General features: G+C 70.7%; 8 protein-coding genes and 1 riboswitch. Of the genes, 4 read left to right on the top strand and 4 right to left on the bottom strand.

The features are described 5' to 3' along the window. Positions 1-55: 55 nt before the first annotated feature. Positions 56-3,406 carry a DUF6531 domain-containing protein gene (locus RM590_RS21305; protein WP_311706245.1) on the bottom strand — a complete coding sequence of 1,117 codons (3,351 nt, stop codon included), beginning with the start codon at positions 3,404-3,406 and terminating at the stop codon, positions 56-58. 146 nt (positions 3,407-3,552) lie between these two features. Here RM590_RS21305 and RM590_RS21300 point away from each other — a divergent pair, with 146 nt between their 5' ends. Together RM590_RS21300 and RM590_RS21295 are read left to right on the top strand one after the other, a co-directional pair. Then, positions 3,553-3,933 carry a class I SAM-dependent methyltransferase gene (locus RM590_RS21300; RefSeq protein ID WP_394813925.1) on the top strand — a complete coding sequence of 127 codons (381 nt, stop codon included), beginning with the start codon at positions 3,553-3,555 and terminating at the stop codon, positions 3,931-3,933. Continuing rightward, positions 3,899-4,882 carry an aldo/keto reductase gene (locus RM590_RS21295; RefSeq protein WP_311706243.1) on the top strand — a complete coding sequence of 328 codons (984 nt, stop codon included), beginning with the start codon at positions 3,899-3,901 and terminating at the stop codon, positions 4,880-4,882. Before RM590_RS21300 ends, RM590_RS21295 begins: the two co-directional genes overlap by 35 nt. A gap of 17 nt (positions 4,883-4,899) precedes the next feature. Here RM590_RS21295 and RM590_RS21290 read toward each other — a convergent pair whose 3' ends face one another. The 3 genes from RM590_RS21290 to RM590_RS21280 all read right to left on the bottom strand — a co-directional run bounded on the left by RM590_RS21290 (position 4,900) and on the right by RM590_RS21280 (position 8,045). Beyond that, positions 4,900-5,844 (bottom strand): aldo/keto reductase, encoded by a 945-nt coding sequence (locus RM590_RS21290; protein ID WP_311706242.1) that lies wholly within the window; start codon positions 5,842-5,844, stop codon positions 4,900-4,902. 284 nt (positions 5,845-6,128) lie between these two features. Then, the gene (locus RM590_RS21285; protein ID WP_311706241.1) at positions 6,129-7,187 is read right to left on the bottom strand and encodes a M23 family metallopeptidase; all 1,059 of its coding nucleotides are present in this window, start codon (positions 7,185-7,187) and stop codon (positions 6,129-6,131) included. Between the two features lie 10 nt (positions 7,188-7,197). Further along, positions 7,198-7,367, bottom strand: a riboswitch (cyclic di-AMP (ydaO/yuaA leader). A gap of 210 nt (positions 7,368-7,577) precedes the next feature. Further along, entirely contained in the window at positions 7,578-8,045 is a 468-nt protein-coding gene (locus RM590_RS21280; protein WP_311706240.1) for a winged helix-turn-helix transcriptional regulator, read from the bottom strand. 78 nt (positions 8,046-8,123) lie between these two features. Between RM590_RS21280 and RM590_RS21275 the strand changes: the two genes are divergently transcribed. Further along, the gene (locus RM590_RS21275) at positions 8,124-9,551 is read left to right on the top strand and encodes an MFS transporter (protein WP_311706239.1); all 1,428 of its coding nucleotides are present in this window, start codon (positions 8,124-8,126) and stop codon (positions 9,549-9,551) included. Further along, positions 9,548-10,033, top strand: coding sequence for a pyridoxamine 5'-phosphate oxidase family protein (locus tag RM590_RS21270; RefSeq protein WP_311706238.1), 486 nt, complete (start codon positions 9,548-9,550; stop codon positions 10,031-10,033). The genes RM590_RS21275 and RM590_RS21270 overlap by 4 nt, the downstream gene beginning before the upstream one ends.

The following is a 10,033-nucleotide window of genomic DNA, read 5'->3' as shown; positions in this document are numbered from 1 at the left end:
GGGCGTGCCTTCCCGACCCGCGTTCGCATCGCGGGCCTACTCGGTGACTTGACGATCACTCACTCGGGAAGGTACGCCCTTCGCACGCTCCCCGCGGAGCCGATCCACAAGTCATGAGCATTGCTCCACCGTCCAGCCCGAATCGGCTCCGGCCACGAGACAGGTCATCGACCCCGAGGAGGTTCCCGTCCTCGCGGTAGGTGTAGGCCCGGTGCTGGACGGGTGTCCCGGCATGGGCTTCCAAGACCGTCATCTCTGTGAGCCGGCCGACGAGGTCCCAGTTCTGGACGACGGTTAGGGAACCGCTGACCTGCCTGGAGATTTCCTGCCCCGCGGCGTCGTGGGTGAAGGACAACATGTGACCGGAGGTGTCGATTGAGACGGGGCGTCCGGCGTCATCGTAGGAGTAGAGCGCCCGGGCGCCGCTGGGGGTCACCCGTTCCGTGCGCTGGCCGACCGCGTCATAGCGGAACGAGAGCCGGTGCCCGTCGACCGTCTCACTGACGACCCGCCCCGCGGCGTCGCGTTCCCAGCAGATCTCGCTGTAGGGGCCGCTGGCGCGCAGCATCCTGCCCGAGCAGTCGTGTTCGTAGGTGGTAACCGCTCCGTCGACGCTCTTTGCCCGGATCAATCCCAGGTCGTCGAACTCGTAGGTGACGCTCTGCCCCATCGGGTTCGTGCGTTCCACCACGCGGCCGAGCGCGTCGCGTCGGTAGGTGACCCGACGGCCGTCGAAGTCGGTCTCCCCGATGAGTCGGCCGGCTGCGTCGTACTCATAGACCCACGACAGCCCCTGCGGGTTGGTGACGCTCGTCAACCGCAGGGACGCGTCGTACGTGAACTCGTGGCGCACGCCGTTCGGGCCGATCTGAGCCGCCAACATGTCGAAGTGGGTGTACTCGTACTCGGTCACACCCCCGTGCTCGTCCACATGGCGGACACGGTTCCCCTCACCGTCGTATGCCCAGGACTGCTCAGCGCCGTCCGGGCCGACGACACGGGCGAGTTGGCCGTCCACCGTCCACCACAGCCGGGTGGTGGCGCCCAGCGCGCTGGTGACCTCGGTGACCCGTCCGAAGGCGTCATGGCGGCGGGTGACACGGTTACCGAGGGGGTCGCTGACCTCCACGGGCAGGCCGGCGGCATCGCAGTGGACCCGGGTGGTGGCCCCCAGTGCGTCGGTGACCGAGGCCAGTCCACCGACCTCGTCGAAGGTGTACCGCGTCGTGGAACCAGCCGCGTCCGTGATCGCCGTGCAGTTGCCGTGCGCGTCGTACTCGCGCAGCGACGTGGTTCCGTCGGGAAACGTGGCGCTGGTGCGGCGCGTCAGGTCGTCATGGGAGTAGCGCGTGACACTGCCGTCAGCACGCGTCACGGAAACGAGCCGTCCCTCGGCGTCACGTGCCACCTCGGTGCGGTTGCCCTCCGCGTCCGTCCAGGCCACGACGTGGTGGTGCTCGTCGTACTCGGTGCACTTGACGTTGCCCAGGGCATCGATCTCGGCCACGACCTGCCACAGGTCGTTCATCACGAACCGGCTGACCGCCTCCTCGGCCGTGGTAACCGTCGTCACCCGCATCCCGGGCCAGGCCGCATCGGTACCGTCGTAGGCCAGTGTGAGGCTGATGTGCCCCGCCGCACCACCCTCGGCGACGCAGCGATCCTCGGCGTCGTAGGAGTACTCGTATCTCCGGTCGTTGGAGTCGGTCCAGGACGACACGCGCAGTCGTTCGTCGTAGGTGAAGCGCAGCGCTCCATTGGCGGAGTTGATCACCTCAGCCAGGTTGCCCGCGCTGTAGCGGTATTCGCGGATCGTCACGTCCGCACCGCCCGCACCGGCGTTGGCCAGGCGCAGGGCGGTGATCCGCCCACCGTCGGTGATCAGCTTGAGGTGGTAGCCGCAGGAGTGCCGAATGGCGAGCGGCGTGCCGTCCACGTCGTAATCGAAGTGGATCCGGTTCCCGTTCCGATCCGAGATCTCGAGCAGCAGCGCGACTCCATCGGGACGAGGCGCGGAAAAGCGGCGCGCGTGCCCGGACTGGGGGTCGCCCACGACATAGCCGTCGTCGTCCATTCTGGAGAGCGGCCAGCGCGGCCCAGTCTCCGGGAGGACCTGTGACTCCCGGGCAGGCGGGTGGGGATATGCCAGCAGCATCCCGTCCTCGGTGACCAGGACCAAGCCCTCGTCGTCGACTTCGAGGCGCTGATCGCACGTTGACGACCACGACGGGCCGAACCACCACCCCGCGCGGTAGCCGGACTCCACGCGGCGGGTGAAGGCGAGCGGGAGTACGCCCGGCAGGGTGACGTCCGTCTGCGGCAGGAACATGGTGCCTGTCGCCATGTCGATGGGGTCACTGCCGTTGCTTCGGATGAGAGTCCGGAACCGGGAACGGGCGGCCTGCATCCCGTCGGCGAGCATGGTGCGGCCGCGAGTGGCCAGGCCACGCAGGCCGTTGGCCATGCCGCGCAGGCCCATGGTGCCGAGGGAGCGCATACCGCGGGCGAGGCCGCCGAGGGTGGTGAGACCCTTCATGCCCGGAATGCAGTCCAGCGCTGCGAATGCCACGTCGAAGAGTGATGCTCTGCCTTGTGCGTATTTGACGAGGGTGTCGGTGAGGACGACGAGAGCGGCGGCCAGCACCACCCAGGCCAGCGGGCCGCCGATGATCATCACGACGATGCCGAGGACCGCGACGACGAGTTTGCAGACATCGACGAAGGTGTCCCAGTTCTCGGTGACCCAGTTGACGGCGTCCTCCCACCAACTGCGGTTCTGGATACCGGCATACGAGGCGGCGTCGATGTCCCGCGCGCACTCCCGGGCGGCTTCCTCCCGCAGTTCCCGTGCCTGGCCTGCCAGTTCGCGGGCGGCGGCGAGGCGTTGTTCGGCGGCGTCGACGCGGGACTGGGCGGCTCCGGCGGCGGCTTCGGCTGCCTGGTGGTCGCGCACCGCGTCGCGGACCGCCTGCTCGTCCGGCGGCTCGGCGCTGGAGCTTTCGCCTTCGTCCTGGAGGCGTTCGGCCTCCTCCCCGGCCCGGGAGACCCAGTCCTGCGCGTCACCCAACTCCGACTGCGCGGCCCGTAGATCGTCCTGGGCGGCGAGCGCGCTCTCCAGCGCGCGGTCCGCCATGCCCTGGGCGTTCTCCAGCCTGGGCCAGTAACGAGCCAGGGCATCGGCGGCCATGTCGTAGGAGGTCTGGAGTTTGGTCAGGTTCTCGGGGACCCCGTCGAACTCCGTGCGGAAGGCGTCCGCCGACAGCCCCGACCAGTCCGCCACCGCCCGGTCGGAGGCCATCCCCCGGATCTTCCCCAGCGCCTCACCGACATCATCGGCGAACTCCTGAAGCTCCTCGGCCAGTTCCCGGATCTCCTCCGGGTTGCCCGGAGCCGGATCGGAGTCCATGTCCACCGGACTCCAGTCGGACGCACGCGCCACAACAACCGCCCCCGCAAGGGAAGTTACCGGCCGGAAAGGTCGGGAATCAATGGGGAGGATCGGGCGCCCTCACTGCCAAGTCGGCGCGGGCCGACCGGACATTCGCGTTCTATCTGCCGCTTGTCATGTCGGCAGGCGCGGTGCTCGACGTGGGGTGTGGGACCGGGGAACTGCTGCGGCTGGCACGGGAGGCTGGGCCTCGGGGACGGCTGTGTGGGGTTGATCCTGCTGATGCCGTGCTGGCGCAGGCGCGGCGGCGGTCGGATGTCGCGTGGGTGCTCTGGATCTCGGATCCGGTGGGAGGAGCCGAAGGTCAGCCGGAGCACGCTGCGGTTCCTGGGCAAGATCTGGCTCGTCGTCGAGGAGCAGTTCGGCGACTGGGGCGGGAGCCGCTGACGGTCACGAGCCCGGAGATCATTACCGTTGCCGCGCGGCCCAGGGCGGGGCAGGATGGGCCGGATGAGGACAAAGCGACTCGGGCGCACCGAGGTTGAGGTGACGGAGCTGGGGTTCGGGGGCGGGCCGCTGGGCGGGCTCTTCGAAGTGTTGGACGACGAGACCGCGGCGGGGGCGCTGGCGGCGGGCTGGGAGAGCGGGATCCGTTACTTCGATACCTCGCCGCACTACGGCATCGGGCAGTCGGAGCGCCGGGTCGGCGAGCTGCTGCGGGAGAAGCCGCGCCGGGAGTTCACGCTCTCGACGAAGGTGGGCCGGCTGCTGGTGCCGCAGGATCCGGCGGGGCGGACGGACGAGGCGTTCGAGGTGCCCGCCACGCACCGGCGGGCGTGGGACTTCAGCCGGGACGGCGTGCTGCGCAGCGTGGAGGACTCCCTCACGCGGCTGGGCGTGGACCGCATTGATGTGCTGTTCCTGCACGACGCCGACGCGGACGAGCTGTTCGAGGGCGCGCTGAAGGAGGGGTTCCCGGCGCTGGCCGAGCTGCGCGCGCAGGGTGTGGTGGGCGCCATCGGCGCGGGCATGTGGGACAACGTGAAGCTGACCCGGCTCGTTCAGGAGGCGGATCCGGACGTGATCATGCTGTCCAGCGGCTACACGCTGCTCCAGCAGCGGGCCTTGAACGATCTGCTTCCGGCGTGTGCCGAGCGCGGCGTCTCGGTGCTGGCGGCGTCCGTCTTCAACTCCGGGCTGCTGGCCACGCCCCGGCCGGTGGCGGGGGCGCACTTCGACTACGCCCCGGCCGCACCGGAGTTGGTGGCCCGGGCGCACCGCATCGCCGATGTCTGCGAGGCGCACGGCGTGACGCTGCCGCAGGCCGCGATGGCGTTCCCGCTGCGGCACCCCGCGGTGGCCGGCATCGTGGTCGGCATGCGGACGGCCGGCGAAGTCCGGGGAAATGTCGAGGCGTTCGGGGTGGGGGTGCCGGCCGGGCTCTGGGACGACCTGGTGGCCGAGGGGCTGCTCGATCCGCGAGTGCCCCGGTAGCGGGAACCGCCCCGCCTTCAGGCCGCGGAGGCCGCCGTCAGATCGGCCAGCTCGGCGTCCGTCAGGGTCAGCTCGGCCGCGGCCAGCAGCGTGGGGAGCTGGTCCGGGGTGCGGGCGCTGGCGATCGGCGCGACGACCGTGGGCCGGGAGCCGAGCCAGGCGAGGGCGACGGTGGCCGGCTCGGTGGCGTGTGCCTCGGCGACGCGGTCCAGGGCGGCCAGCACGCGCCGCCCGCGCTCGGTGGCCAGGTGCCGGGCGGCGCCGCCCGCGCGCGGGCTCGCGACCTCGGCGCCGGGGCGGTACTTGCCGGTCAGGAAGCCGGACGCCAGCGCCGAGTACGGCAGCGCGGCCAGCCCGAACTCGGTGGCCAGGTCGAGGCGTTCGCCCTCGTAGGTGTCGCGCGACACCAGGTTGTACTGGGGCTGGATGGCGACGTAACGGGCGGTGTCCTCACGGCGGGAGAACTCCAGCGAGGCACGCAGCCGGGCCGGGGCGATGTTGGAGACGGCGATCTCCCGCACCTTGCCGGCCCGGACGAGTTCGTCCAGGGCGGTCATGATCTCGCCGACCTCCACCGACTCGTCGTCGAAGTGGGTGTAGTAGAGGTCGATGTGGTCGGTGCCGAGGCGGCGCAGGGAGTCCTCGGCGGCGGCCTTGACGGTGGCGGCGGCCAGGCCGGTGTGGTCGGGGTGGCGGGCCACCTTGGTGGCGACGACGATGTCGTCGCGGTTGCCGCGGTCGGCCAGCCAGCGGCCGATGAGGGTCTCGGACTCGCCGCCCGCGTTGCCCTCCGCCCAGGCGGAGTAGGAATCCGCGGTGTCAAGGAAGTTGCCGCCGGCGGCGGCGTAGGCGTCCAGCACGGCGAACGTGTCCTTCTCGTCCGCCGTCCAGCCGAAGACGTTCCCCCCGAGGCACAGGGAGGAGACTTTCAAGGAGCCGATGGTGTGGCGCGTGGTGCTCATGGGCTAGGTCCTGTCCAGTCGGTCGATGGGGGTCCCGCCGGACGGAGTCTGGGGGAGGATCAGCCCGCGACGTCAGATGTGGTGCATCGCAAGGCGGAGTATCGCAGCTCGTACTTGGCCGTACTCGCGCGATGCGACAGGGGGCACCTCCCAGCGTTAGCTGGGGGAGCAGCGAGGTGCCGTGTATGGCGTCGCGGGCCCGGCCAGACAGGGCCTTAGCGTAAGGCCGGCGGCCCTGGCGTCGGGGGGAGCCGTCAGGGCCGCCGGGGTCGTGATCCGTCGCCTCAGATCGTCAGGCCCTTGTCGCGCAGCCAGGGCAGCGGGTCGATCGCGGTGTCGCCGGGGCGGACCTCCAAGTGGAGGTGCGGGCCCGAGGAGTTGCCCGTCGAGCCGACGAGGCCCACGGTGTCGCCGGTGGTGACCTCCTGGCCGGCGGAGACGTTCATCGAGGAGAGGTGGCAGTACCAGACCTCGGTGCCGTCCTCCAGCTCGACGATGACGCGGTAGCCGTACGAGCCGGCCCAGGCGGCTTCTTGAACGACGCCGGTGTGGACGTTCTTCACCGGGGTGCCGGTCGAGGCGGCGAAGTCGGTGCCGGTGTGGGTGGTCTGCCACATCGAGCCGCTCTCGCCGAAGTAGGTCGAGATGCGGAAGTCGGAGAGCGGCAGGGCGTAGCTGGCGCGCAACTGGCGGAGGCGTTCCTCCTCCTCGCGCTGCCGGCGCTCCTCCTCTTCCTGGCGGCGGCGCTCCTCCTCGGCGGCGCGCTCGGCCTCCGCGGTGGCGGCGGCGGCCTCGGCCGCGTCGGCCTGGGCGGCCTCCAGGGCGGCGGTGCGGGCCTCCGCCTCGGCGGTGGCCTCCTGCTGGTCGGCCTGCTGGAGGATGCGGGCGCGCAGCGCCTCGCCTGCGTCGGTGTGGCCGGCCTCGGTGTCGGCGGCGGTGATGCCCGCGCCGGTGAACGGCGTGACGGTGGCGTCGGATTCGCCGCCACCCGAGCCGGCGATGAGGCCGCCGACCAGCGGGATCGTCGTCATCTTGTCGGCGGCGGCGTCCATTCCGGGCACCGAGCCGGGGCCGTTCTCGTTGGCGGTCGCCATGCCTCCGGCCCCCACCGCCGCTATGACGCCGACGCCGAGAACGGCGCGGCTGCGGGCCATGGTGCCCCCGCGCTGGCGGGCCACGCGGTGCCGGCCACGGACCGGACGGACGGTGTCCTCACTGGGATTCCACTCGCCGAACGGCTCGTCCTCGACGGCCTTCGGCCCGTAATAGGCCGGGTACGGGCCGTACGAGCCGTACGTGTCCTGGTGCGTGTCCTCAAGGGAGGCATGCCGGTTCGACGCCACGGAGGCGCTCTCCTTTCCTTCCTCTCGCCTACCGGGTTAGCTGACGGGTTCGGAGCAGGAAGGTCTCCTACGGATGCCGGCCGCTGGTGGCCGCCGACGTCCCGATTCACCCCAAGTGGTGGTTCCCCGGTTCCTTTGGTGCAGTTGTTTCGCACGCGCCGGATTCGGCGACGGAGCACGGTGCCGTCTGGCGACGGCGGTGACGACCGCGCTACGTTATCGAACGTTAATAGACGGGGGCCGCAGATTCCAAGTGGCTGCGGAAAATAAACGACGCGCTGACCAGGATTTAAACCCTTCAAGTCCTCCAAATCGGGCATAATTTCACGCCGCCGAAACAGTTCCCGGAACTGACGGTGCGTCAATTGTTATCGGAGCGGCGTCTCTCACTCACGCACCGTGATCCAGGGCCTCGCGCTCGGCCCGGGCGTCGTATTCCGCCCGCGCGGCGGCGATCTCCCGCTGGTGCCGCTCGGTCCAGGTCACCAGCGACTGGATCGTGGCGTGCAGCGTGGAGCCGAGCGGCGTCAGCGCGTAGTCGACGCGGGGCGGCACGGTGGGATGAACGGTGCGGCTCACGAGCCCGTCGCGCTCCAGATGGCGCAGGGTCCGGGTGAGCATGCGCTGGCTGATGCCGTCGATCTCGCGGCGCAGCTCGGTGAAGCGCAGGCCCTCGCAGTCGAGCAGCGCGATGACCAGCAGCGACCACTTGTCCGCGATGCGGTCCAGGATCTGCCGGACCTCGCAGTCCTCGCGGGTGTCCCACTGCTTCACGTCGTAGGGGTAGACCGCGCCGGCGGGGCAGCTCGGGTCGGTATCCCCGGTGTGCCCCGGGGACTTCAAAGTGCCTTCTTCCATACCGCTTGATGGTTCCGCATGATGCAGTCAGTTACAAGAGAGAACCGTCTCTGACCTTGTCCGAAGGGATTTTTTGCCGTGTCCACACGTGCCTGGGGCGTGCTGTTCGTCCTGTGCGGCGCCATATTCCTGGAGGGCATCGACGTCGCGATGCTCAACGTCGCCCTGCCCTCGATCCGCGCCGATCTGGACCTGACCACTGGCGAACTCCAGTGGGTGATGAGCGCCTACGTCCTCGGTTACGGCGGCTTCATGCTGCTGGGCGGCCGGGCCGCCGACCTGTTCGGGCGCCGCCGGATGTTCATCGGCTGGCTCGTGGTGTTCCTGCTGTTCTCCGGCCTCGGCGGCCTGGCGAGCGAGGCGTGGATGCTGATCGCCGCCCGGTTCATCACGGGCGTGGCCGCCGCGTTCATGACGCCCGCGGGCCTGTCGATCATCACCACCGGCTTCCCGGAGGGTCCGCGCCGCAACCGCGCGCTGCTCATCTACTCCGGCACCGCGGCCGCCGGCTTCTCCCTCGGCCTGGTCATCGGCGGCCTGCTGACGGCCGTCAACTGGCGGTGGGTGTTCTTCGCGCCGGTGTTCCTGTCGCTGGTCATCCTGCTCGCCGCGCTCGCGCTGCTGCCCAGGACGCCGGAGGAGCGGCCCGCCGAACGGCGCGGCGTCGACGTGGCCGGCGCGCTCACCGTGACCGGCGCGATCCTGCTGCTCGTCGTCACCGTGGAACGCGCCTCGCACACCGCCGGCGTCCGGACCGCCGCGACCCTGGCCGCCGGCCTGGCGCTGCTCGCGGTGTTCGTCGTCATCGAACGCCGCTCGGCCACCCCGTTGGTGCGCCTGGGCATCCTGCGCTCGGCCGCGCTGGTGCGCGCCAACCTGGGCGGGCTGCTGCTGGCCGGCGCGTTCTTCGGCTTCCAGTTCATCGTCGTGCTCTATCTCCAGGAGCTGCGCGGCTGGTCCACCCTGGAGACCAGCTTCGCGATGCTGGTGCTGGGCATCGACGCCGTGCTCGCGCCGACCCTGACGCCGCGCCTGGTGAACCGTTACGGCAATGTGCGGGTCATCCTCGGCGGACTGCTGGTCGCGGCCGTGGCCTACGCCGCGTTCCTGCCGATCGGGCCGGACACCGCCTACGCCGCGATGTTCCCGACGATGCTGCTGGTCGGGATCTCCTTCGCGCTGGCCTACGGGCCGCTGACCATCGCCGCGACGGACGGCATCGACGAGGCCGAACAGGGCCTGGCGGGCGGCCTGCTCTACACCTCGTTCCAGTTCGGGGCCGCGCTCGGGCTGTCCACGGTCACCGCCGTCAACGTCGCGGCCACCGGCCCGGGCACGGACGGCGCGCTGGACGGCTTCCGCGCGGCGCTGCTGGTGCCGCTGGGCGCCGCCCTGCTGGCGGCGGCCGTCGTCGCGACGGGGCTGCGGCGGGGGAATGCGCCGGGTGAGCCGGTGACCGGTCAGGTGGCGGAGCCGACGGGCGAACGCGCGGTGACCGCGTCATGAGCACCGCCACTGTCGCGTCGTTCGGCGACATCGAGGACGAGTTCACCGCGTACCTGCGGGACATCCGCTACGCGACGATGGTCACGGTGGACGCGGGCGGCCGGCCGCGCGCCCGGGTGCTGATCGCGGTGTGGGAGGTGGCCGACGGGCGGCCGGTGGGGTGGCTCGCCACCTACCGGACGCCGGTGAAAACCGCGCATCTGGCCGCCAACCCGCATACCACATTCTCTTATTGGAGCCCTCGGCAGAACGCCGTTTTCATCGACGCGGACGCCACCTGGGCCGAGGACGAGGCGGACCGGCGCCGGGCGTGGGACCTCTACCGCGCGGGCAGCCCGCGCGGCGTCGGCTACGACCCTGCGGCCTACTGGCGCGGCGGGCCCGCCGATCCGCAGTACCACCTGCTGCGGCTGGCCGTGCGCCGGGTGCAGGTCGTGCGCGGCACGGATCTGCGCGGCCGGATCTGGCGCGCGCCCCGCTGA

It is taken from the genome of Streptomyces litchfieldiae, assembly GCF_031845365.1.
GTDB lineage: Bacteria > Actinomycetota > Actinomycetes > Streptomycetales > Streptomycetaceae > Streptomyces > Streptomyces litchfieldiae.
This window is presented reverse-complemented; position numbering and strand designations above follow the sequence as displayed.

What these genes read in the sequence shown, in the direction of transcription:
- RM590_RS21270 (WP_311706238.1), top strand. Translation starts at nt 9,548, where the DNA reads ATGAGCACCGCCACTGTCGCGTCGTTCGGCGACATCGAGGACGAGTTC.
- RM590_RS21305 (WP_311706245.1), bottom strand. Translation starts at nt 3,406, where the DNA reads ATGGACTCCGATCCGGCTCCGGGCAACCCGGAGGAGATCCGGGAACTG.
- RM590_RS21295 (WP_311706243.1), top strand. Translation starts at nt 3,899, where the DNA reads ATGAGGACAAAGCGACTCGGGCGCACCGAGGTTGAGGTGACGGAGCTG.
- RM590_RS21280 (WP_311706240.1), bottom strand. Translation starts at nt 8,045, where the DNA reads ATGGAAGAAGGCACTTTGAAGTCCCCGGGGCACACCGGGGATACCGAC.
- RM590_RS21290 (WP_311706242.1), bottom strand. Translation starts at nt 5,844, where the DNA reads ATGAGCACCACGCGCCACACCATCGGCTCCTTGAAAGTCTCCTCCCTG.